The 25,028-nt window shown below is 41.9% G+C and carries 18 protein-coding genes and 1 riboswitch; all 18 genes read right to left on the bottom strand.

All coding sequences use genetic code 11. From position 1 onward, the window contains the following. Positions 1-31: 31 nt before the first annotated feature. A complete protein-coding gene (locus tag GLV81_RS10195; protein ID WP_246186380.1) occupies positions 32-1,051 on the bottom strand; it encodes a ribonucleotide-diphosphate reductase subunit beta in 1,020 nt (339 codons plus the stop codon). Positions 1,052-1,074: 23 nt separating this feature from the next. After that, a riboswitch (cobalamin riboswitch) is annotated at positions 1,075-1,272 on the bottom strand. A 928-nt stretch (positions 1,273-2,200) separates the two neighbouring features. Continuing rightward, the gene (locus tag GLV81_RS10190) at positions 2,201-2,581 is read right to left on the bottom strand and encodes a PH domain-containing protein (protein ID WP_157478773.1); all 381 of its coding nucleotides are present in this window, start codon (positions 2,579-2,581) and stop codon (positions 2,201-2,203) included. Positions 2,582-3,272: 691 nt separating this feature from the next. Then, positions 3,273-3,701 (bottom strand): hypothetical protein, encoded by a 429-nt coding sequence (locus tag GLV81_RS10185; RefSeq protein ID WP_157478772.1) that lies wholly within the window; start codon positions 3,699-3,701, stop codon positions 3,273-3,275. Between the two features lie 710 nt (positions 3,702-4,411). Then, positions 4,412-7,414, bottom strand: coding sequence for a hypothetical protein (locus tag GLV81_RS10180; RefSeq protein WP_157478771.1), 3,003 nt, complete (start codon positions 7,412-7,414; stop codon positions 4,412-4,414). Further along, positions 7,401-8,309 (bottom strand): PIN domain-containing protein, encoded by a 909-nt coding sequence (locus GLV81_RS10175; protein WP_157478770.1) that lies wholly within the window; start codon positions 8,307-8,309, stop codon positions 7,401-7,403. The genes GLV81_RS10180 and GLV81_RS10175 overlap by 14 nt, the downstream gene beginning before the upstream one ends. 600 nt (positions 8,310-8,909) lie before the next feature. After that, positions 8,910-9,482 (bottom strand): hypothetical protein, encoded by a 573-nt coding sequence (locus tag GLV81_RS10170; RefSeq protein ID WP_157478769.1) that lies wholly within the window; start codon positions 9,480-9,482, stop codon positions 8,910-8,912. 201 nt (positions 9,483-9,683) lie between these two features. Beyond that, complete coding sequence (locus GLV81_RS10165) at positions 9,684-10,022, bottom strand: hypothetical protein (RefSeq protein WP_157478768.1); 339 nt, start codon at positions 10,020-10,022, stop codon at positions 9,684-9,686. A gap of 678 nt (positions 10,023-10,700) precedes the next feature. Continuing rightward, complete coding sequence (locus tag GLV81_RS10160) at positions 10,701-11,234, bottom strand: hypothetical protein (RefSeq protein ID WP_157478767.1); 534 nt, start codon at positions 11,232-11,234, stop codon at positions 10,701-10,703. 311 nt (positions 11,235-11,545) lie between these two features. Beyond that, on the bottom strand, positions 11,546-11,986 hold the full coding sequence (locus GLV81_RS10155; RefSeq protein WP_157478766.1) for a hypothetical protein: 441 nt from the start codon (positions 11,984-11,986) through the stop codon (positions 11,546-11,548). A 171-nt stretch (positions 11,987-12,157) separates the two neighbouring features. Next, the gene (locus tag GLV81_RS10150) at positions 12,158-12,787 is read right to left on the bottom strand and encodes a hypothetical protein (protein ID WP_157478765.1); all 630 of its coding nucleotides are present in this window, start codon (positions 12,785-12,787) and stop codon (positions 12,158-12,160) included. Between the two features lie 764 nt (positions 12,788-13,551). Beyond that, entirely contained in the window at positions 13,552-15,306 is a 1,755-nt protein-coding gene (locus tag GLV81_RS10145; protein ID WP_157478764.1) for a hypothetical protein, read from the bottom strand. Positions 15,307-15,538: 232 nt separating this feature from the next. Beyond that, complete coding sequence (locus tag GLV81_RS10140; protein ID WP_157478763.1) at positions 15,539-16,510, bottom strand: restriction endonuclease; 972 nt, start codon at positions 16,508-16,510, stop codon at positions 15,539-15,541. Positions 16,511-16,663: 153 nt separating this feature from the next. Further along, positions 16,664-17,680 carry a hypothetical protein gene (locus GLV81_RS10135; protein WP_157478762.1) on the bottom strand — a complete coding sequence of 339 codons (1,017 nt, stop codon included), beginning with the start codon at positions 17,678-17,680 and terminating at the stop codon, positions 16,664-16,666. Positions 17,681-18,915: 1,235 nt separating this feature from the next. Then, complete coding sequence (locus GLV81_RS10130; RefSeq protein WP_157478761.1) at positions 18,916-19,344, bottom strand: hypothetical protein; 429 nt, start codon at positions 19,342-19,344, stop codon at positions 18,916-18,918. A 69-nt stretch (positions 19,345-19,413) separates the two neighbouring features. Then, the gene (locus GLV81_RS10125) at positions 19,414-20,364 is read right to left on the bottom strand and encodes a HEPN domain-containing protein (RefSeq protein WP_157478760.1); all 951 of its coding nucleotides are present in this window, start codon (positions 20,362-20,364) and stop codon (positions 19,414-19,416) included. Positions 20,365-21,268: 904 nt separating this feature from the next. Beyond that, positions 21,269-21,568 (bottom strand): hypothetical protein, encoded by a 300-nt coding sequence (locus tag GLV81_RS10120; RefSeq protein WP_157478759.1) that lies wholly within the window; start codon positions 21,566-21,568, stop codon positions 21,269-21,271. 837 nt (positions 21,569-22,405) lie between these two features. Next, positions 22,406-22,603: a YqaE/Pmp3 family membrane protein gene (locus GLV81_RS21580; RefSeq protein WP_343030563.1), complete on the bottom strand. Its 198-nt coding sequence runs from the start codon at positions 22,601-22,603 to the stop codon at positions 22,406-22,408. A 234-nt stretch (positions 22,604-22,837) separates the two neighbouring features. Next, complete coding sequence (gene hscA, locus GLV81_RS10115; RefSeq protein WP_157478758.1) at positions 22,838-24,694, bottom strand: Fe-S protein assembly chaperone HscA; 1,857 nt, start codon at positions 24,692-24,694, stop codon at positions 22,838-22,840. Positions 24,695-25,028 lie beyond the last annotated feature (334 nt).

Genomic DNA, 25,028 nt, shown 5'->3' with positions numbered 1-25,028 from the left:
TCTGTTGAAAACACCTGCGCATCTTTCTGGCTCATGACGCCTGCTTTTTGGTAGTCACCCACTCTTTTTCAAAGAAGTTGGTTTTGCCCTGTAGCGAAATCATTTCCATAAAATCGAATGGGTTACTGGCATTGTACACTTTGGCACAACCCAACTCTGTAAGCCAGCGGTCGGCCACAAATTCAATGTATTGCTGCATCAGGCCGGCATTCATGCCAATCAGGTCTACCGGCAATGCTTCCGATACAAATTCTTTTTCAATGGTTACAGCGTCGGTAATAATGGCTCTTACCTGCTCTTCGGGCAGTGGGTTTTGCAGCATGCTGTACAACAGGCAGGCAAACTCACAATGCAGTCCTTCATCGCGGCTGATGAGCTCATTGCTAAACGTTAGGCCGGGCATGAGGCCGCGTTTTTTCAGCCAAAAAATAGAACAGAAACTGCCACTAAAAAAGATGCCTTCTACTGCTGCAAATGCCACAAGCCGTTCGGCAAAGCTGCCATTGTCTATCCAGCGCAAAGCCCATTCTGCTTTCTTTTTTACAGCGGGTACTGTATCAATAGCATGAAAAAGCTTGTGTTTTTCTTGGGGGTCTTTTATATACGTATCTATCAGCAGGGCATAAGTCTCACTGTGAATGTTTTCCATCATGATTTGAAACCCATAAAAACATCTTGCCTCGGGCAACTGCACCTCACTCATGAAATTAACGGCCAGGTTTTCATTTACAATGCCATCGCTGGCAGCAAAAAAAGCCAGTACGTGAGCAATAAAATGCCGCTCACCATCATTGAGGTTTTCCCAGTCTTTCAAATCGCTGCTCAAGTCAATTTCTTCTGCCGTCCAAAAACTGGCTTCATGCCTTTTGTAGTGTTCCCAAATTTTTGGGTAGTTGATAGGCAGGATAACAAAGCGGTCTTTGTTCTCTTTTAAAAGAATTTCTTCTGTGTGGTTCATCGTAAAAAAATGCTCCAATTGTTTACCTGCAGAAGAAAAGTATAGTGCCGAAAAGCCAGTCTGCATCAAAGCAGCCAGTATCATCAGTACCATGCTTTTCACCCGAAAGCGTTGTGACTAAATAGATGATTTTGGCAGGTCTTCTGACTTGCTCCATTGTTTATAGCCTTCCCGTTGAGCGTACAACAGTGGCATCAAGAATAAACAACTTTGTCGGAGCTTACAGCTACGGGGATAGTTCCAGATTTTAACAGGATTCCCTTTTAATGATATCCGTTAACAACGAATAATCAACCAAAAACAGAACGTGAAATAATACATTAAAAGCAAGCCGGGTCTAAGTTGTTCTTCACTTTGTGTTGAAAACTTATGCGGCTTAAAACTGTAAAATCCTTAAGCCCGATGGCTTGTAGAAAGCCCGGTGGTAGGGTGTTTCACGGCTACACATACTGGCAATTTTTGTCATGGTTTATTGTGCAACAGCTTGTTTTTGGGTACGGTAAAAAGTAGATGAAAAGTATTTTATCATTCAATCTCATAAGTAACAGTTGCTCCACTGCCATGGTTCTTAATCCACGAAGCATCTTCCCGTATCCCAACAGTCAATGTATATTAATCCCTCGCTTTGATTCGTACCCCACACTAAGCAAATAGCTGATTTGCAATTCCGAACACATTTCAGCTGTAAAGGCAGATGTCAAATCCACCGGTACAGCTTCGGGATGACAAATCCCGAAGAGCAGGAGTAAAGTGATTAGCTGAACCAGCTACGATTCTATGTATATGTCATATGCCTGACAAATAATTCTGTACCCGATTCCCAGCCATGGTTCGTGCCTCCACGAACCATCACTTCACCACGTATGTACACCTAAAAGCACCAAGCTCCATCCCGGCAGCAGATTGCCTGCAACCACTTCACATCTATGCAACCATTTTGTAAAAGCGTATCCCACCTGCCAACACTGAATAGGGCTGCCGCACAGAGGGAGCAGCAGGCCAGGCCATCCCGATAGCTATCGGGAACCCGGAGGGATTGTGTTGGCCTTGTCCCGATTGCTATCGGGATTTTTTGGTCCTTTTTGTATCAAGACAAAAAGGACAAGATATTGATTAGTCGCCTTTCACCCCAAGTGAAACGCTAACAAAAAGCGTTTCCCGCAAACGGCCATGCAGCAAGGCAAAAAAGTACAAGACAAGCACTATCCGCCACGCCATCGCAAACACCCAATATAGCCTGGCTTAATTCAATACATGGTGTGCCAGCACCTTCTGCACCTCATACACATTCACCGACTTGTTGAACTGCTTTCTGATACTGGGTTGGGGTTCACTGGAAACCCATATTTTCAATTCAGCTTCTAAATCAAACGTACCCGCCGTTTCAATGCTAAAACGGGAGATGCTTTTGTAGGAGATAGATTTGTATTCTACTTTACTTCCGGTCAGTCCTTGTACATCTACCAAAATGAGCCGCTTGTTGGTAAAGATGAAAGTGTCCCTGATGAGTTTAAAGCCAAGCACTATTTGCTCTTGCTCCGTTAATAACTGTCCGTACTTCTGTAGTAGTTCATCATGACTAACAGATCCTGCATTACCTAAAAGAGAAGAAAAGAGTCCCATGCTGCTGCGGTCTTACTCGTTTGGCTTTTCAGTTCCGCCCCGTTTGTGATGGTTACTGGTCTCCATATCAGTTGCCTTGGGTATCAATGATGAACAAAATGGTGCTTATCTACTGACACATACAACGGCCTCACCTTTGCGCTGTTCGTTACAAAGGATAGTAATGAAGATAAGTCGTTGGGCGATATTGGCCAAACTGCCCTTCCCCGCAGTAGCCACCCAACCAATCAGGTCACAATACATTGCCCCTTACTGGCCAAGTGTACACAAAGAGGGAATAGGAGCAGGGAGTACCTTCACAAGCCACCAGCTATAGTAAAGGGTTAAGCACGAGTATTATTTTACCCATAAAAGTCTCTACTTCCACCAGTTGCTGATTAGCATGCACAGCCTCACCGGCAAGCTTACAAAGCCGTGGCACTACAACCCTGAATGACCGGAAAACGGTGAAAGAATTTGGGGAAGAAGTAGGATACTATTGTGAAGGAGGTAGCTGATTCCATACTTGTGTTGGTGTTGAGGTCAGCCCTGGCTTACATACCCGCTTTTGGGTCCATAAAATGGTTGATTTTTAGTCAACCTATTTCAGGATGAGACATACAAAAGTTGAAATTTATTCCGTCAAGCCCCAATATTGCCAAACCTTTTGTTGGGCGTTCGCTTTTTGTCAACCGACAAAAAATGGAATAAATTAAAAGAGCCATTTAACTAAAGTCCAAAGTCCTACAAAAATTGATAATACAAGTAAAATCAAAATAGCAAAACAACCATACTTCATAGACTTGTCTGAAAATGTTTCTTTTTTGTCATCAACTTTTTGTGCTTGGTCAGTTTTGTCCACTTGCTCAACGTAGGAAATTTTTATGTCACTTTCGGGGTCAACCCATTCTGTATTTGAGTTTAATGGAATTACATTATTTCCTTTGTCAAGCAATACATCTTTTGTTTGTTGTGAAGCTCTTAAAAGTTGTAAAGCAAAAAGTTGTAGTCCTTCTTTGTTGGCTTTTATTGCTATTTCGTCCCAGTCATCATTTATTGCAAATATTCCAAATGTTGCAAGTCTTTTTAAGTCTTGCTCGTTAATGCAGTTAATGATTTTGTGTAATTCTTCGTTTGTCAAAGTGATATAGTTCTTAGTTATGTTTTTTCATAAAACGGTTGGTCAAATTTATTGTTTACTGAAGATGTCTGTTTAAAATGACGCCCAACGTCCCGCGGCTTTGCGACGTTCGCAGGATGTGTTACTGTATGAAGATAAGGTCTCAGGAAAATGTTGCAAAAGAGCAGTTGCTCGCAGTAGCCACCCAACCAATCAGGTCACAATACATTGCACCTTACTGGCCAAGTGTACACAAAGAGGGAAGAGGAGCGGGGAGCAACTTCACAAGCTAACCAGCTAATGCAAACTGTAAAGCACGGGTATTATTTTACTCATAAAAGTCTCTACTTCCACCAGCTGCTGATTAGCATGCACAGCCTCACCGGCAAGCTTACAAAGCCACTCTGCTACTGCCAAAGATGGCCGGAAATGCTTGATGTTTTTGTGGGAATAGACTTGCTATTAGGTAGGAGAGAGCCGCTGAATCGTCTTAAGATCTTGATAAATTGATAATTGCGTATGTTTCGGAGCTAAACTTAGCAGGCTTTGCGCTGTAGCCGCAGCCCTGGGTTAAATACTCTTGAATAATCTGTTCTTTTAAGTCCATAAAATGGTTGATTTTTAGTCAACCTATTTCAGGACGAGACAGAACTGGACTTGAATATAACCACGTCACCCTGCATGACGCCAAACGTGTGTTGGCAGCTGCCCTTATTTCTGTTGTCAATATTTTATTTGGTGTTAGCTTCATAAATTTCCCTTAAATAGAATTGTTGATGCACCGCAGCCATTGTATTGCAAAATTCTGCTGCAACTTGTTTTTGTCCGTTAGCAAAAAGGAATGAAACCAAATCCTTAATAAAATCTTGGTCATAACCCGCCATATAATCTCTAAAATTCAAAGACGAAAGTATTTCGCCAATGGCTTTTGCTGTCGTGTTTGGATTTCCTTTTGTCTTCAGCGAAACAAGGTTTTCAAGCAATTCGTGTGTTGAATATGTTTTGTCAATGTGTTTGCAAGATTTTAAAACTAAAGGTGTATAAACTTCATTTAATTCTGGGACAAATACAATCCAATTAGAAAGAGTTGCTAAATTCTTTTGCTCTTCTTCAACATTTGAGTTTTCGTATTTATCTGTCAAGAATTTCCATAAGTCAATGATGATTTGTTGAAATTCTTGTTGTCCTAATTCCGATAAAGATTTTGGATAATTTTCTTGTCGCCAAATGAAGTTGATTAGCTTGCCAACTTGGTTTGGTGAAGCATTATTTACGAACTTAAAAAGCAACTTCTCAGAAGCAAGTGTTTCGTATTTCCAAAAATAAAATGCCGTCAAATGATTAACTAAACCATTATTGCTATTAGTTTTTAATCTAACATCGTTGTCAATTGCTCTTTCGTAGTGCGGATAAAATATTGTGTAAAGCTCTTTGTTATATGGCGGTCTGCCAAACGCAAAACCACCCATAAAAGCAAGCCACTCTCTGTCTTCACTTTCGTAGTGTTTTTTTACTTGTTCAGTTATCCAATCGTAGTCTAAAAAACAGAACTGTTCAAAATACATTCCCTCCAAAATAAAACCGTCAATAATTCCTTTTTGTAAGGTTTGTTCAAATAACGATTTAACGTCTGTTTCCCATTTTTCTTTGTCTTCTCGTTTAAAAAGATTTCTTGCTCTATGAAGTGAATAATCAAACAATGCTCTTAAAGACTTTCCTGCTGTTGAATTGAGTGAATATGTCGGGTAGTCCATATTCCTTTCTTTCAAATCATCTACAGGTTTGAGATTACTTACAATGATTTGAACAATTTCCTTTGCAAGCGGAAGCAACTTAATGTCAAAAGCGTGTTTGTCATTTTGTAAGCCATCTGTAAGTAGATGTGCAATAGAACCTACAACCCAATCGGATTTTGCGTGCCAATCATCATTTTCAATTTTCAATTCTTCACTATAAAATTTTGGGCTTTTTAAAGTGGTCAAACAATATTGAAGAACTTTTTCCCAATCAAATGTTTTTTGTTGTTTCCATGCTTCGCCAAATGCGTTAAGCATACGGTACGAATAGATGTAAGGTATATCTTGATATAATTCTATTTCTGTTGCAAACTTTTCGGGCTCTGCTTCTACTGCACCTCCAAATGTTTCAGATAAACCACTAATGCTTGGCTCGTCAAAACTTCTTTGAGGATTAAATGTTTTTATGTATTCTACAATTTCTTGATTACTTTTTCCAAGTAAATTATCTATTGTAAAAGGCGAAACAGAACCGCTTCTAACACGAATTTCTCCTAAACTTTCATAGTGGTCGCTTGTAATATTCAATTCCTTTGAAAGCGATAAATATTTATCCTTAAATGGCTCAATATCTTTTAAAGCGGAATACCAACCAAGTTTCCAATATTCGTTTTCTTTTTCTCTTTCTTCTTCAACCTCAACTTGCTTTCCTTGTTCAATTATTTTTTCAATAATTTTAATTTCATCGGCACTCAACGCATTTTGATTTCTACTCAATAAGTCAAAAACTTCTTTTTGATACTTGTAATATGAGAAGATGTGTAATTTGTCGTTGTCTTTTAGTAATTCCCAAAACAAAGATTTTGTTGTATTCCAATTTTCGCAAATAACGTAAAGCGAAATGCGTTTGTAAAAAGGAATACGATATTTACTATCAAAGCAAATTGTTTTAAGTAACTCCAATGCTTTTTCGGGATTTTGCTTTGCTTGCTCGTCAAGTAAATCACGAAATATTAAAGAGAAAACATTCAATACTTTTTCACTTGTTGAATAACGGTCGTCTAATTTTCTAATACTATTAAAGCCAAATGATGATGTAAGGTCTGTATTTAATGCAAAAAACAATCGCAGAAAAGTATCGTTGTTTTCATCAGTTGGCGTGTAGTGAATGTTTTGCTGTTTTAAAATTGAAACAAGTTCCTTCTTTAATTCATCTTCGTTTTTGTCTTCCCAATTTGAAAGAGGCGAAGTTGCGTTAGCAACTTCACTATCTTTCAATTTTGATGATATAGAAAGATTTTCTTTTTCAATCTGAATTTTTATTTCATATTCATTTTCTCCGTCTTTCAATAAACTATTTATTCCTTTCGGATAATCAAGAAGCAAAAATTTAAGCGTCCTACCTAAGTTTAAAATAAAGTCGGAAGAGCAATACTTGATAACTTTGGGCGTAATGTTCCTTTTTTCAAACTTGTCGGCTAAGAAGTGTAAATACAGTCTTGACCGATAACTGTTGCCTTCTCCGTCCCAAACATCATCTTGCACAACAGTTTTTTCTACTTGAAAAAGATAGTGAAGAATTATTTCGGCTTTTTCTATGTCAGCTTCCGTTGGTTCATCATTCAAAAATTTTGGAAGAAGTTTATCACACAATTCAGATGTTTGAATCATAGTGTCAAACTTTCCCGAAGTCCAAATAGGAATGAAGTGAAAAATTTCTTTTGGAATTCTGTCGTTCGGAATATTTGACAAAATCTTGATGAAAACATACCAAGTCCGATAATTGTCTTTTGGGTGTTCGGAAACATTTTTGATTACAGCCAATAATTCGTCTATAAGTTCAGTTTCTTTTCCTTCACTTATTTGAAAGGACAATTTTTCCAAATACGTTAGTGATTCCCAATAGGGAACTTGAAACCCTTCTGTAACCTGAATTGGTTCGGGATTTTTGTGTGGGTCAAAATAGCCCTCTGATTTTAAAAAGTTAAACCAAGCCATTATTCCCGATATTATTGAAAAAATATTGTTTGTAACTGTCGTGTCTGCTAATTAAAGATTTGACCATATCTTGTTCCCAAGTCGTTGGCGTTTTTTTAGAAAGAATCAAATCAAGATGTTTGATATTTTCAAGATAGTCAGCGTCAGGACTTGTTATTGTTGTTGTTGTAATAGCTTTTTTTGAAGCAAGGGTTTTCGCATCTTCTTCTCGTTTCTTCTCTTTTAGATGGTCTTGAAAACTTGGAAGATAAGGTCTTAATGAAACTCCTAAAAGTTTACTACCAAAAGGGTCTTCATCACAATAAACATATTGCAAATTTGCATTTTTAAAATCGTCAATTAACTGATTGTGTAAGTCGTGTTTTTTTGTTTTACTCTCGCTAAAATCTGCATAATTTATAGTTGAGAAAATACAATCTGTGTACCCTTTTGTTTTTATGTAATTGATAACGGTATATATGTTTATCGTGTCACGAAAACTATCGTCAGTATGATTTGGGGCAAAACAATTAAAATTTCTTTTGATTGCCTCGTCATAAATTGCTTGGTTTTCGCTGGCTATTTCAGAATGCACTTTCAAAATAGTTTCAACTCTGTCAATTCTTTTTGAAACAGCGTCTTCAACGGTGTCTGGTTGGTAAGCTGAAACAAGGTCTGACGTTCCCCGAAAAGAACTAATAACTGTATTGTTTAGTTTTTTGATGTCATTGCTAATTTCAAGTAGCTTTTTTGCTTTATTCCTATCCCATTCACGAAGAATGTTTTCTGGGGTAATATGAGTAAGATGTTTATTCTCCATCCAATAACAAATTTCTTCAAATACGTTGTCGTCCTTGTGAAGGTCAATTTTAATTAACCCCAACCAAACGCAAGTATCTAAAGTTATGTATGTCATTTATCTGTTTATGAGTTCGTTTGTGTCGCTTTTTTTAGGGTTGCATGCAACGTCCCGCGGCTTTGCGACGTTCGCAGGATGTGATGCTGTATGAAGATAAGGCTGCTGGCGAATGTTGCAAAACCGCAGTTGCCCGCAGTGGCCAACCGTACTGCCTGGAAAATGCCCGTCGGGCTATTTGTGCCAATGGCTGATTGGCGAAGTAGACCAACGGGATCGGGGGAGAGAGCTACCGTATTGCTACCTGATTTACCGAAGCTATTGGCTCAGGGTATTGACAATGTCAATTCCAGCCTTTAGCTTCGCCAAAGCTGCTCAAGCGATTCGCTTCGAAAACGCAGGTTTTCAGCAAATCTCATTTGTGCAGCTTAACCGGCAAAATCCATTGCCCCATTTTGCCTCCCGTAAATCAGCTGAAATACGCCCCCGATTTTCCGGCAAACTGAGTGAGCCATTGCGGCGCAACGGTTCGGGGTTTTGCGAAGGCGGGGCTTTTCTTCACTAAACTTCATTAGATGCACAAAGCTTGAATTTAGCACTTCACTTTCATAGAAGAACGAAACCCCCGCTTTTGCAAAACGGCTGTTAGCGGTAGTACTTCTATTCAAAATTAAGTATTTCAGTCGTGTCTCTAACTGTTTTTTGTCCGTCATTATCCAATTCGTACTTATAAATAATCGTGTTGTTTTTAAAACTAAACTCGTCCTTGTCTGCGTCAATAGGTCTTTCAATGTTTATGTACCCTAAATGTTTTTCAAAAACATAGAGTTTAGGTTCAACTACTTCATATGAACAACAACGAGCCAAAAAAACTTGAAATCTGTCATATATTTTTATAGTCTCAGTTTTGTATTCTGTCTGTTTTGGAACAATTGGAATTAATACAAGTGAAGACAAAATTGCAAGGAAAATACCACCAAATAAAAAGAACAGTCCTGTCAAAACACCTGAGATTGCATAAAATGAATAATAAATTGCTATTTTCTTAAATGGTCTAATTGTCGTCAAGAACAAAATAAGTGCTGTCAAGTATAAAATAACTTTTAGTATAAATGTCAAGTTTTGATTTAGTCTATACCCTGTAATTAGTCCTGTCCCAAAATTTATGAGAACTAGTCCAAGTAAATAGAAATGCCACTTTTCAAGTTTAATTATTTTTATGAAGTCCGTCATTTTAATTCACTTTGTTGTCTTGTTGTGTATCGTCATAGTATTACCGCTAACGTTTTGGCACTTGGCGAAGAAGCGGATTTCGAAGCACTGAGCTTTCTACCAGCACTGAACTTGATACGAAGCACAAAGTTTCATTTAAGCACTGAACCCGCTTTTTTGCCAAACGCCTGTTAGCGGTATGTAGCTTTTTCCTCAGGTAATTCATATTTTGTCTGCAAGAGTATTTTGTGTTGTAATAACCCAAGTCAAGTAAACATTATTGGGACTAATAACTTCAATTTGTAGTCCATTAGCACCACAGTCGTGATAGTTAGTTCCCCAAACTTCTCTAAAACGATAAATATCGGAATCGTATTCAAGTCTTGCTAGATTGTGTCCGCAATGGTTTAAACGGGTCAAAACAGTTTCAAGAGTTTTATTAAAGTCATTTGAATTGTCTAACTCGTTGCGAATTAGTTGTTCTAGTGTCTGAAGATTAGAATAGATGTCCGATGTCTTTAGTGACTCAAAGTATTGTCTATTTAAATTTTCAATTTCCATTATGCCAAATTTGTCTATTGTTCTGTCGTTTTGCTATTACTGCTAACGTCCCGCGGCTTTGCGACGTTCGCAGGATGTGGTGCTGTATGAAGATAAGGCTGCTGGCGAATGTTGCAAAACCGCAGTTGCCTGCAGTGGCCAACCGTACTGCCAGGAAAATACCCGTCGGGCTATTTGTGCCAATGGCTGATTGGCGAAGTCGACCAACGGGATCGGGGGAGGGAGCTACCGTATTTCTACGGGATTTACCGAAGCCACCGGCTCAGGTATTGACAATGTCAATGCCAGCCTTTAGCTTCGCCTAAGCTGCTGAAGCGATTCGCTTCGAAAACGCCGGTTTTCAGCAAATCTCATTTGCGCAGCTTAACCGGCAAAATCCATTGCCCCATTTTGCCTCCCGTAAATCAGCTGAAATACACCCCCGATTTTCCGGCAAACGGAGTAAGCCATTGCGGCGCAACGATCAAAGCTTTGCATTCGGTGGGGAAAGTTGAACTGTCCGCCCGGAACTGAAGCCCGTTATTGTTGTTTATGAAGAAGTTAAGAAATAAAGGTGATTAGAAAATTGTCTACCCGAAACACAGCTGAATTACGTACAACTGCTGAAGAAACAATTGTCCGCCCCACTGACGCAAAACTTTTTGTTGTAGGCAGTCCTTTGTTGTCCCCCGTCGTAAGCTATTTCTGCCCAAATCCAACCAAGTCTTGTTGAAGCATTTCGTTAATTGCATTAATATAATGAACTGTCGTGTCGCCTATTTTTATAATTCTTTTGAAATCGAAAACCTCTCTTGTCCGTGTCTTTTCAATTTTTAGAAGTGTAAAAGCTGAATTAGTTTCACTAAAACTGTTTAATATGTCTGGCGATACGTCTAAAAAATAATGTGCAAGCATATTTCGTTCTTCAATAATAAATTTTAGGTCTTTTGCAATTGTAGAATTTTCTTTTTTCTTTTCTGGGTAGAGTTTATCTAAAATAGTCCTAAACACATCGGCCTTACCGTCAAACGTCATGCGTCTTGTTGCCAGAATCATATCCATCAATTCGGTTGCTTTATCCTGTGTATTACAGAAGTATTTAGAAATATAACTGTCAATTAATCTTTCTAATAAAATAATTTGGTTAATTAAAACTCCTCTTGTATGCGATGCTTGGTGAACATATACAACTGACGGGTCGTAATGGTCTCCGTCTGGAACTGGAAATTTCATATTATAAAGTTTGTGTTATGCATTGTGTCAAACTAAGTAAGAGTGTCCCACCAGTAAGCAATATACCTCTTGTCCAACCCGCAATATGAAACCAAATGTTCATTGGGATTGCCTACAACGTTCGGGGCTTGGCGATGTGGCGGAATTTGGAAATCGTCAGACCGAACTATTGCTGATTGAAAAACCAAAGTACAGAAACTTTTCAAAAGCCCATCCTTATTCGTCCAGCCGGAACCGAAGCCGATAGTTAGGTGTAGTTGAGCACCTGCGTTTAGTCCGCCGACATAACGCCAAGCTCAATGTTGTACGCATTAGTCACCGAAGTTTGTTCCATAGGAGTCCACAAAATGACGTTTGGAAAAGTCAACTTGTTTCCTTTGCAGTCTTCCAAATCTCGTTGTGCTTTCATTCCATTCATGACCAGTTGTGTCAAGACGAATTTCAAGTCCGACTTTCTTTAGCGCATCTTCGTCAACATCAAATTCAGGTGTTTTGCTTGTCTGGATTGTCAATACATTACTCGTTAACGATATGTCGGTTATGTAATGTCCAAACTCAATAATCTGGCAGGTGTTTCCATCTTTTTCTACTTGGATTTTAGCAGGTGAAAAACTGCTAATCAAACTGTAGATATACCAGTCAACCGTTAAGTCGTCGGACTGAACTGACTTTATGAACATTTTCTTATCTGGGCTATCAAAGAAAGTGCAGGATGCAAATGATAAACATAGAAATAAAGAGATAACTCGCATAAGCCTTGTTATAGAATTTGTCACAGTTGCGTACAACGTTTTCGGGCTTTGCGTTAGGGCGGGTTTCGGAGCACAAAACTGTCAACCAGCACTACACTTGAATAGAAGCACAAAGCTCCAAGTTTGCACGTCAGCCCGCCTGACGCAAAACCCGTGTTAGCGGCTGTGTTTTCATCTTGTTGTAAATTTCCCATCGATTAATTTAAGTGTGTTTATTTTTCCTGTCGATCTATAAAACCCATTGTCATCGTCAAGTTTAAACTCTGAGTAAGAAATTTCAGTTGTCCTTTCATTAAAAACCAGATGTGCTTTGTCACTTCTCGGATATTTTATTATCAAGTCGATGTTGTCAGCAAAACATGACTTGCACTTTACAAGTTTATCGGAAGTAATTGAAAAAATCTGAACGATTTTAAGTTGATGTCCGCTCCCGTGTGTTCCCGATGCAAAAGTCAAATAGTATTTTGTGCCATTGATAAATATCTCATGCACTTCGTATAGACCACTGTCTGTAAAATCTATGCTGTCTGTATTTTCAGTATTTAGTTGCTGGACAATTATTTTTCCATTGTCTGTTTTAAACTGAGCAATACAATTTATGTTATGCCAAGTCCCGCCCCCAATATCGTCCCAACTATAAAATTTAATTCGCTTGTCCGCTGATGTTTTAATGGTCAGGTACTTCGATAAGCTGTCTAATGAGTTGTCGAATGTGAGGGGATTTGTAAGTTGTCCAGCAAGTTGCTTTTTAAATGCTGGGGCTAAACTGTCATACCGTAAATCATAGTTGGCAGCAATCATTGTCTTGAAAGTGCTTGTTAGGACGTTGTCAATATTCCATAAGTCCGATGTCTGACCATAGGAAGTCAGTCCGAATAGAAGTCCAATGAGAAATATGTATGTTCTGTAGAGTGTCATTTTAACATTACCGCTAACGTCCCGCGGCTTTGCGACGTTCGCCGGATGTGGTGCTGTATGAAGATAAGGCTGCTGGCGAATGTTGCAAAACCGCATTTGCCCGCAGTGACCAACCGTACTGCCAGGAAAATACCCGTCTGGCTATTTGTGCCAATGGCTGATTGGCGAAGTAGACCATCGGGAATGGGCGGGGGGGAATGTAGATACCGTATTTCTACGGGATTTACCGAAGCTATTGGCTCAGGGTATTGACAATGTCAATGCCAGCCTTTAGCTTCGCCTAAGCTGCTGAAGCGATTCGCTTCGAAAACGCAGAGTTTTCAGCAAATCTCATTTGCGCAGCTTAACCGGCAAAATCCATTGCCCCATTTTGCCTCCCGTAAATCAGCTGAAATACACCCCCGCTTTTCCGGCAAACGGAGTGAGCCATTGCGGCGCAACGTTAAAGCATTGGCGATGTGGCGGTCTTCTGTGTTACGTCAGCCCGGCACCGCTGCTCGATCAAGGATACAAAAGCTAATTGTTTATTCTACTGCTTGACGATGTTCGTCGGCTGAACCTGAAGGTGAATAGCGAACAAAAAGCTGAAAATATATTCGTCACTCCGCCATATTGCCAATGCACTGTTAGCCGTTCGCCCTTTTGGTTTATGTAAATATATTTCTTATCATTTGTTTGATAGTGCCGTTCTCTAGTTTTAGTCCGAGCGGTTTTGAAATGTCATGTCCTTCGGATAAGTGTAAAGATGTATTGTATATTATTCCTAGTAAGAAATATGTCTCGGGAATATGTATTCCAATACTTTGGGCAAAATGAAGTTTATTCTTTGTTCCATTTGTATTTATGAAATTAGCTTTATTTAAAGGGTCTGAAATTAAATCGTAAACGAGTTTTTCTATTTGAATCCTAACTCCAAAGCATATCGCTAAAGGGTCAAAGGCATCCGTCTCAAACAAGTATCTGCGTACCTCTCGAAATACTTTCTGAAAGAATTTTTCAGGTTTAGCCCAATCTACATTAAGTTTAAGTGCTTTGAACTCGATTTCCAAATCAATTGTATTGATTGTTGGATGATAATGAAAGTAGTATGCATCGACTTGGCTTTGGATACTTGGGTCTCCTCGTTTATAGATAATTTTTAGGATATTCTGATTAGATTTTATGTTTGGCTCTTTCAGATAACTTACCTTGATTTTTGTGTCATTGAAACAGAAATGATTAAAGAATAAGGGGTCAAGATGCGTTAATAAAATGGGGAATATCCTACGTTTCTGTCTTTTCATTTCATCGATAAACGTTGAAACATAATATTGAAATGTTATAAGATTTGCATCATCCATGTAATCAAATATTTCATCTATTACAAGGATGCAATCCTTTTTCTTGAAATTTCGTCTTGATTTTAAGAGCAGAGCAATGAAAGTTAAAATATCTCTTTGACCATTTGATATTTCATGTGCCTTTGGCCATTTTACAACAAGGCTGTTTCCTTCGACTTTTGGTTTGATGTCAAACCTATCCTTTACTGGATTGAATGACTCAATGGTTTTTGTACAATCATCCTTTTCATCAAGATAAAAAAGATATTTACAAGCCTTTTTGTAGTTAACTCCCATTGTATCTCTAACAGAAAGTATTTGCCATGCTGTAAGATATGCGTCCACTTCATCCCGAACCTCACCGAAACCAAAGGAAGTAATTATTTCTGCTAGTTTTCTAAACTCGTCTAAAGCTTGAAATGATGGCAAAATATTTACTTGAATCCATCCTTTAATAGAATTACCCGATCCATTTTGTCCGTTGATAGCAGTAAATGCAGAATCAAAAGTTTGTCGGTACGGTTTTAAACCGAAGCGAGTAAAGTCAATCTCTCTTTCAATTCTGAAAAAGAGATGTCCACAATTGAATAGATTTGAAATGTTATTCAACAGTTTGCTACCATTTGCACCGAATGTTGATTTCATGGTAGCCGAATTATACCAAAAAGGAATTTTTGCAGGTATCGTTTGGATTAAAGTAGTTGGCAGTATGTCAAGCGAAGTTTTTGCAAAAGTTCTTCCGCCAAAAGATTGAACAACTGATTTAGGTTCCGTCTGATTGTTAATTACAAACACGTCAAAATAATCTGAAATTGTATTTTGAGTGTCGTCAGCAACAAGTGTTTGTCCTGTCGTCAAGGTGAGAGTTAAGATAGGTCTATTACTTGTATCTTTTAGATAATAGTGTTTTTCGTCTAACTCAATTTTGTTACTCCTTAAAGAATCAAAGCCGACAGCGAAGGAACTTTTTCCAAAACCGTTCGGAGCAACTAAAATGTTTGGTCTGTTAGGAACTAGGTCAAGAGTGAACAGGTTGTGTCCAATGCCTTTAATGTTTGTTATCTCTATCGTTTTTATGTTCATTCTTGAGGCAGGGTGTCGTTTGTAGGGTGACCGCTAACGTTAAAGCATTGGCGATGTGGCGGCATTCATTGAACGTCCAGCCCGGAACTAATGCTGATTAAAAATACAAAAGCTCATTGTTTATTCTGTTGCTCGGCGTTATTCGTCTGCCGAACCCGAAGTTGAGCAGCGAACAAAAAGCTGAGAATTTATTCTTCACCCCGCCATATTGCCAATGCAATGTTAGCGGTAGTTATTTGTGTGTCCACATATTAGTTGCCCATTTTGACACGTTGTGCTTCTCTGCAAAAGTGATATTGTATTTTCTTGCTTGACAAACCTTTTTCCCTCCACTTGCAATGTGTCCAGTTGTTGCAATAAGGCCTTCATTTGCTCCTTCAAATAAAACGTCCGAGTAGAAAGCCTTAACCGTTTCTATTGTTACTTTATGTTCGCCCTTATATCTCTTACACTGAATTAATATAAAAGGAGATGAAGTACTGCTTTTTTCCTTAAAAACACGAATGTCAATTCCGCCATCATTTGTTCCTGGTCCTAGAACAACGACATAGCCTTGACGCTTAAAATATTCCGCACAAAATCTCTCAAAATTTCGCCAGTGTATGTTTTCAATTTCGTGTCCATTCACAGCTAAATAGTCGATAAATTTCTGTTCTATAAAATCTAAAGCATCTTTGGGTTTTATTTCAGTATCAAAAATATCAGATAGTGGAGTAAATCCGTCCCAATCAGCAGGAGCTTTCATTACGATATCTGTATCCTCCATTTCTAATGCAATATTTGCAGCTGCTGTAGCTAAACGTAAGTCAATCTTTTCACTATTTTTTATTTTTTCGGCTAATTCTTCTTTAGTGATACCCGGGTTTTCGTGAATAAAGTGAAATCCAACAGAAGGTAGACCAGATATTGTCATGTCTCCTGTCTTTATCAGATACTCACGCATAACTAAATAATCTTTTTGTGTAGGACTTTGCATTGGTAAGTTTCCCAATTTCCGCCTTAGTTGTACTACCATGTTAGTAATGACATCTGAGCCAAGTCTGACAAAAGAATCGAGATTGTCACTTTTCAAAAAATCGTCATTATACTTTTCCAAAAGTATTTTTGAAATATCAAATCTATTTAGCAGAATACCAGATTTGATTCCGACAAGTTCTGAAGCTGAATCGTAAAAGTCTCGAATTGGAAATAGTACGTGTCCCATATAATTACCGCTAACGGTTTTCGGCTTTGCGTTCGGGCGGGCATTTTAGCACTAAACTCGATACGAAGAACCGCACTTCAATTATACACAAAATTGTCAATAGAAGCACGTCACCCCGCCTGACGCAAAACCGATGTTGGCGGCTGGGCTTTTTTATAGTTCATTCGGCAACAAAAACTGTCCAACGTCAAACCTTGCCAATAAACCTTCGCTTTTCAAATCGTTTCTTATTGATAAAAATCTCTCTTTAAGAATATCAGCGTCAGGAGCTTGGAAATAAACTTTTTTCAACATAGTCATATTCCCAATTATTTCACGGTCTATTTCTCTGTTGAAATATGGAAACGAGTATCCAATTACAATCAAAACTTCAGTGTCATAAGTTTCGTTTTTAGCGTGTTGAATAATATCGTTCTCAGGTTTTCCATATCTCTCCCAAGCAAATGAAAGTCCCGAAAAAAGATGAAATTTTGCCAATCTGATTGCTGCGTAGTTTCTTAAAATTTTGTCAAAATGTTTCACCGTAAAATCATCGCCATACTCACTTATGTAGTAGTATTCCCTAAATCCATTGTCTTGAAGAATATTTGTTGTGCCGTTTAATTTTAGTAGACAAAACTTTGAACCTCTTGGTTTGTCGTAGGTGTATTTTGTGATTACGTTGAGATAAGATTTGTTAGAGCCAATGTTTTTGTTCTCGGTATAATCTGAAAAGGATAGCTCAAATTGACTGTCATAATTCCAACTCAATATTCTTAAGTTACTAGGAAACTCATAGTAGTTGTGGTTAAGTAAAGAAGCGTAAAATGAATCGTAACGCTTGTCCGCCTTGTTTATGAGTTGTTCTACAATTAGATAAACTGAAAACGCAGCTTTTAATTTGTCTAAGTCTTCATTCTTACCTTTAATAAATAATTTCTTTGCAAAAGTGTCTATGCTTGCGTGATTCTCTGAGTGGGAGAGAAGCCACTCAATATCATCAATTAATGTCTTTTGAATATCAGCTTTTGAAAGTTGTAATTTCAAGTCATCATACTGTTCCGTGTCAGACATTTTGAAATTCTCACTCTTCAATAGTTGAAGAACTTCTTTAATCCTTGTTGGTATCTCGTTTACTATTGGAAGTGCTTGTTTACTTGCTCCGGCTCCAAATAAGTATGATATTTTCATGTTCATTATTTTCTTGTTAATCGTTGATGGTTAGCCTGTCGGATAATTGTCAAGCCGTTAACCAAGTCCTTTTAGACGCTGAATTACTGTCCCCCGAAACCGAACGAAAGTATGGAGCACCAAGTTAAAAAGTTACGCCAAAGTCTGCCGAAAAGTCCAACACGGGGACAGTCATTCAACGTCTTTTATGTTACTCCGTCAATGTGTTCGCAGTCGTCCGATAGCCTTGCCGCCAACACATAAATATATGATACTGTTTTCAGAAAAGACCTAATGAAACATTATTGATTGTCAATATTCTAGCGTTATACATTTTGTATTGTTTATTAGTACAATCCACCCGGTTATACATTCTGTATTGTTGTTGTTACCACTTTTAATTCATCCCACTCAAGTGAATTCCCCCGCCATGGTTCGTGCCTCCACGAACCATCTCTTCAACACGTATGTCCACCTAAAACCACCATACCCCATCCCGGCAGAAGACTCCCTGTAACCACTTCACATCTATGCAATCATCTTGCAACATCGTATCCCACCTGCCAACACTGAATAGGGCTGCCGCACAGAGGGAGGAGCAGGCCAGGCCACACACCCGGAGGGATTGTGTTGGCCTTGAGTTTTTTGGTACTTTTTGCATCAAGGCAAAAAGTACAAGGCAAGCCCTAAATCCATTTACCAATTACAAGCCCATCTAATCCCTAATTACCAATTTCCATTCCCAATTGCCCATCATCAAAAACCACCATATCCCATCCCGGCAGAAGACTCCCTGCAACCTCCTCACATCTATGCAACCATCTTGTAAAAGCGTATCCCACCTGCTGGCATGTAATAGTACAGCCCCACAGAGGGAGGCGTTGGCCCGCCTACCCGGCCGGAGGCATTCGGGGTAGGCTTGATTTTTTTTGGTACTTTTTGCATCAAGGCAAAAAAGTACAGGGCATGCTGTAGTCGCCTTTCACCCCCAAGTGAAACGCCAACAAAAAGCGGTTCCCACAAACGGCCATGTATCAAGGCAAAAAGTACACGGCAAGCATTAAGCACCATTCACCCCAAGTGAAACGCCAACAAAAAGCGGTTCCCACAAACGGCCATGTATCAAGGCAAAAAGTACAAGGCAAGCATTAAGCACCATTCACCCCAAGTGAAACGCCAACAAAAAGCGGTTCCCACAAACGACCATACATCAAGGCAAAAAAATACAGGAAGCACCGCTTCCTGTATCTGCACTGTCAGGCTGGTTCCTTCCGCCGTATTTTATAATACCATTTCTCAAACCAGTAAGCCTGCTGGCGTTTGCGCCATTTCACGTGGCTGTCTATCAGCCGGCTGTTGCCCTCATCGGGCCAGAGCATACCCAGGGCATTCATTTCGGCAAACATACTGCGGATATCCTCCTCGCTGTAGCGGTCGGCACCATAGCCCCGCAGGATAAAATATTCCACCAGCAAACTCCGCACCCCTTCATTGGGGTGCCGGTTCCAGCTGTCCTGTGCCAGGTCGCTCAGCAGCTGGCTGATCAGCCGCTTGGGCGGCACTTCAGTCATACGGCAGAGGGCCAGCAAAGGCCATGGCATCAGGTATTGCCATTCCTGCCGTTGTTCGTAGCCGCTGCCTTTGGCAAAAAAATGCCGGAGCTGTTTTCTTTTTTGATGTTTCATACGTTCATGCATTTGTGTTGCGGGAAGAGCCCCGTAGCCCACCGTGTACAGCAGCATGAAAAGAATGCATCAGGTATCGAAGCCGGCAATTTTTTGGGTGCACAAATCGGCGGCAATACTTTGCAAGCGGGCCACCCGCTCTATCAGCAGCGCCAGTTCTTGCTGGCTGATGGCATAGTCCTTTTTGTAGCGGGCATCAATATAGCCCCGTTTCAGCAGGTCAAACAAATGCTTCTCTGCCGCACTGTTGTTCGGAAACACCGCATCAAGCGCCTCAGAAAACCGCTTGCACAGCCGCTTCAGTTTATCCAGATTATGCGTTTTGGGCTTGTAACCCGTATGCACCAATATGATTGCGTTATAGATTCGTTCTGTAGCTTGGTGGAGATTGAATACAGCAACTTTATTCTGACCAATATCGAAGTTGAGTTTCGCACTTGTATAAAACTCTCTTGCACCTGTTATGAGCTCATCAAAATATTCTTGAGCTATGGCCTTGGCTTCTTGCGGGCTCAGGGGCCGGCGTTCGGCCAGCGGTTGTGTACCTGCATCGTATAGCATTATGCCTTCCTGTTCGATGTCGGTAAAAAAGTACTGGCCTTCGCTCAGCATCTTGTTCACAAAATCAATGTCGTGTACAATCACGGTCACCGGTGTTTTGTACACGCAGCGGTTTTCAATCAGGTCCTGCACTTCATAATCGGGGCGGGTATCGCCCGGCCGGGTAATCACCAGCAAATCATAATCGCTGATGTATTCATACACCGTGCCCTGCTCGGCATAGCGGTGCTCCACCCAGCGGCCGGTGGCATGGCTGCCAAACAAAATGATTTTCTCCGGGTTCACCGCCTGCTGAATAATGGCGCTGATGTCACGGAGCTGAGCCTGTTTGTAATCGGGAAGATGTGCTAAGGAATGATTCAATTGTACGGGCATTTGCTGCCCTGTAAATGTAGGAAGAAGCAGGCTATCCTGCAGGTCTGCTGCTGCCGCCGCAATATCGGTATGCCGTGTGCTCATCGGGAAGGGAGTGGGGGAGAGTTAATTAGTTGATTGGTTAATTAGGTGATGAGTTGATGAGTGAATGAGGCGGGTGAGTGGTTTGTGCTGTGAATGCTATTGTAAGATAATCACCTGTTTGCACAAATGCAAGCCCCCCGAATTCCCAATCCCTAATTACCAATTCCCATTCCCAATTACCCATCATCAAAAACACCCTGCCCCCCGCCATGGTTCGTGCCTCCACGAACCATCTCTTCAGTATGTCCAACCAAAAAAGCCCTGCCCCATCCCGGCAGAAGACTCCCTGCAACCACCCCGCCTTTGTTGGTCGCCTGACCAACAAAGAGTTGGAAAATCGTTGATGTTGCTGGTGTATTTCCCCGCCATGGTTCGTGCCTCCACGAACCATCTCTTCAGTATGTCCAACCATAAAAGCCATGCCCCATCCCGGCAGAAGACTCCCTGCAACCATCTCCGCCTTTGTTGGTCGCCTGTCCAACAAAGAGCTGAAACATCGTTGATGTTGCTGGTGTATTCCCCCGCCATGATTCGTGCCTTCACGAACCATCTCTTCACCACGTATATTCACCTGGAACCACCATACCCCATCCCGGCAGAAGACTCCCTGCAACCACCTCACATCTATGCAACCATCCTGAAAATAGGGTATCCCACCCGCCAGCATGTAATAGTACAGCCCCACAGAGGGAGGCGTCGGCCTGCCTACCCGGCCGGAGGCATTCGGGGTAGGCTTGATGTTTTTGGTACTTTTTTGCATCAAGGCAAAAAAGTACAAGGCATGCAGTATGAGTCATTCACCCCCAAGTGAAGCGCCATCAGAAATCGTTTCTCTTAAGCGACCATGCATCAATGCAAAAAGTCAGTAAACTAAGTTGGCAGGCATTTACCATCGGTAAACTAGCTAGCGACAGCAACCCTGCTGGCGCAAATACGCCCTGATAGCAGCATGATAAATACTGTGGCCCTGTGGGAGCTGTTCGGCAAAAGCCGCTTTCAGCACCGGGTCTTGCAATACGCTTCGGGCATAAGCCACGGCTGCGGCAAACCGGTTGTTGCAGGCCCGTTGTTGGGGGCTGAGCACCACGCCGCTCATATCGGGGTAGCGGGTCACCACCGTTTTGCGGCCATAGCGTTTAAAAACCAGGCGTTTACCAATTTGCCCGCTGACACCAAGGAGTTGAAGAGAACTGTTGTCGTGCATGAGTGTGTGTTTGTCCCGACAAGATAATCACCCCCTTACACAAATACAAGCCTCCCAATCCCTAATGCCTAATCCCCAATCAACAAATCAACTAATTAACCAATCAACAAATCAACCAATCCCCCCTCATCCTCCGTACATACGCCCACCATACCCGCCACATACGCCCAGCATACAAGCACCTTACAGCACCCTTACACCCCGCCTTTGTTGGTCGCCTGACCAACAAAGAGTTGGAACATCGTTGATGTTGCCCCCGCCATGGTTCGTGACACACGAACCATATCCTCCCGCTTGCCATGGTTCGTGCCTCCACGAACCATCTCTTCACCACGTATGTCCACCCAAAAAAGCCATGCCCCATCCAGGCAGCTTACTCCCTGCAACCACTTCACATCTATGCAACCATCCCGAAAATAGGGTATCCCACCAGCTCACACATTGAAAGCCCGCCCCACAGAGGGAGGCGCAGGCCCGGCCAAACACCCGGAGGGATTGTATTGGCCTTGAGTTTTTTGGTACTTTTTGCATCAAGGCAAAAAGTACAAGGCATGCGCTAAATCCATTTGCCACACACAAACCAGCTTGCGCAAGCAATACTTGTAGCCCGGCCAGTTGCTGGGTTCGTTGTTGGAGATGAGCATGGGGTGAGGTTTATAGGATGATGGCTACTACTGACTCAGTAGCTTTTCTTAAATGTACCACTATGAAAGGGGATGGGCAAGAATGAGTTTTGGGGCAGGTTAAATCAAAACCAAGCATACGCAACGTCCCCTGTGATAGATGTTGCTGGGAAAAAAGCATGCCTTGTGGGCGAATACCAATCGTTGAAGAAGCTCAGCGGTTCTTCATAGCCCGGATCAATTTTTCATTTCGGCGATCCGCCCTTTCATTTTGTAAGGAAATCACCGCCCATATCGCTGCGGGTATCCAGCCCAGCAAAGTCACTTGTAGTATCAGGCATACAATGCCAATAATGATTTTCCCTCGTAGAATAAAAGAAAGAAAAGGGAATAAAATGGCGATTAAAGTCATAAGGAAACATAAAGAAATTCAGGCAGGTCGGAGGCTAGCATTCCGATTAACCACATCTGCTGCTGATTGAAAATAATAAAATTGTATCGAATAGCGATAGTTGAAAGTAGTTTGTCCAGCCCAAATCACAACTTGGATTTGCAATTAGCTGATTTTAGAATGTCAAGCCAACTTGCATAAAACCCAATGTTGAGTTGAGCGTTCAACCTGCTCACAGATCGTCTATTGCCTGCGTTATATTTTCTGGCCCTTCATGCTTTGGCTAATGGCCATGTCCATCACCCGTTCGGCATAGGGGCGGCTGATGTCGTTCAGTGCTTCCATTTTTTTGTGCAGCAGGTCTTTGTCGCTCATGGTAAGGGCCAGCTGCAGCGCCTGCATGGCAGCAGCAGTAGCAGTGAGTTCTTCCACGGTAAGGTGAGCGGCATGTTTACCAATAAACTTCTCCGTGGTTTCCAGCAGTTGCTGCCCTTCGGTGCGGGCTTCTACCAGGGCACGGGTAGCAATATCATCTTTGGCATGCGTAATGCTTTCGAGTAGCATGCGTTCTACTTCTGCATCGGTAAGGCCGTACTGCGGCTGCACTTCAATGGCGGTTTCTACGCCGCTGCGCAGTTCCTTCGCTTTTACCTGCAATATCCCGTCGGCATTAATGAGAAAACGAATGTCCACCTTGGGCAGTCCGGCAGGCATGGCGGGTATGCCGGTGAGGTTAAATTCGGCCAGCTTGCGGTTGTCCTGCACCAGGTCACGTTCGCCCTGGTACACGCTGATGCGCATGCCACTCTGGCCATCTTTTTGCGTGGTGTACTGGCGGCCGGCGCCGGTAGGTATTTTGCTGTTGCGGGGGATGAGCACATCCATCAGTCCGCCCATGGTTTCAATGCCCAGGCTCAGCGGCGTTACATCCAGCAGCAATACATCTTTGTTGTTGCCCGCCAAAATATCGGCCTGTACAGCAGCACCAAGAGCCACCACTTCGTCGGGGTTTACTTCGTCGTGTACGGGGCGGCCAAAAAAGGCACTCACGGCTGCTTTTACCGCAGGCACACGGGTGCTGCCACCCACCATCACCACTTCCTGTATATCGCTGGCCTGCAGACCGGCATCTTGCATAGCTTGTGTGCAGCATTGCATGCTGGCCTCAATCAGCGGAGCTATCAGCGTTCCAAATTCGGCACGGGTAATGCTCAGCACATCGCCGTTTACATCGGCATGATAATGGTCGGCCTTGCTCAGGTGTTTCTTGGCGCTTTCTGCCGCCAGGCGCAGGCTCTGCAGCAACTGCTTGTTGGCTTGTACTTCCTGCATATCGAGGCCGCTCTGCTGCACCCAGTGCTGCACAATGGCCCGGTCAAAATCGTCGCCGCCGAGGTAGGTGTTGCCATTGGTGCTCAGCACCTCAAACACACCCTGACTGATGCGTAAAATGGAGATATCGAAAGTGCCACCGCCGAGGTCGTACACGGCAATGGTTTTTTCTTCGGTGGGGTCGATGCCAATGCCGTAGGCAAGGCTGGCAGCGGTAGGTTCGTTTACAATGCGCAACACATCGAGGCCGGCCAGCTTGCCCGCATCTCGGGTAGCCTGGCGCTGGGCATCGTTGAAGTAAGCGGGCACGGTAATCACGGCCTTGGTAACGGGCGTTTTCAAGATGTGCTCAGCCCGGTTTTTCAGTTCTTTCAGTATAAAAGAAGAAAGCTCAATGGGTGAGAAGAAACGGTCGCCTACCTGCACTTTCACCAGGCTTTCGGTGTCGTCGTCTATCACTTTGTAGGTAAAAAAGTCGGCATGCTGCTGCACGTCTTTGTAGCTTTTGCCCATGAGGCGCTTGGCACTAAAGATGGTGTTTTGCGGTTCTGTTTCCAGAAACTGGCGGGCTTTTTCGCCCACGCTGGCATTGCCAAAAGCATCGAAATGCACTACGGATGGCACCAGCGAACTGCTGTCGTGTTCTTTCAGGGCAACGGGTCGGCCGCTTTCGGGGTGAATGATGGCCACCAAACTGTTGGTGGTGCCAAGGTCGATACCCACAATCATTTCTGCCTGTTGTAAACTACCGGTTGCTATGTTGATGCCAATTTTTGCCATACTACTGTGTTGCTTTTACTATTGAGAAGGGCGCAAAAGTAAAACACCCTGAGCTAGCAGGGTGTTCTGTATGCGTAAAAGGTTTTCGAAATGCGGTAATGAAGGGACTGACGACAGACGACAGACCACAGACGACGGACTTTCGGACTTCCCGACTTTTTGCCCACCCCGGCCTAAAGGCCACCCCTCCAAGGAGGGGAGAAATCCATCTTCGGACTACCGACTCCGGACTTTCGAATTTATTAACCTCACCCGTCCTCTCCATTGGAGAGGTGACGTAGAGTGGAGTGGTTGTCTATGGTTGCTCTTCTACGGTCTACAGACTTCGGACTTT

The organism is Phnomibacter ginsenosidimutans (assembly GCF_009740285.1).
In the GTDB taxonomy this organism is placed as follows: Bacteria; Bacteroidota; Bacteroidia; order Chitinophagales; family Chitinophagaceae; genus Phnomibacter; species Phnomibacter ginsenosidimutans.
The sequence above is the reverse complement of the archived record's forward strand: the minus strand, read 5'-3'. Positions and strand labels throughout refer to the sequence as shown.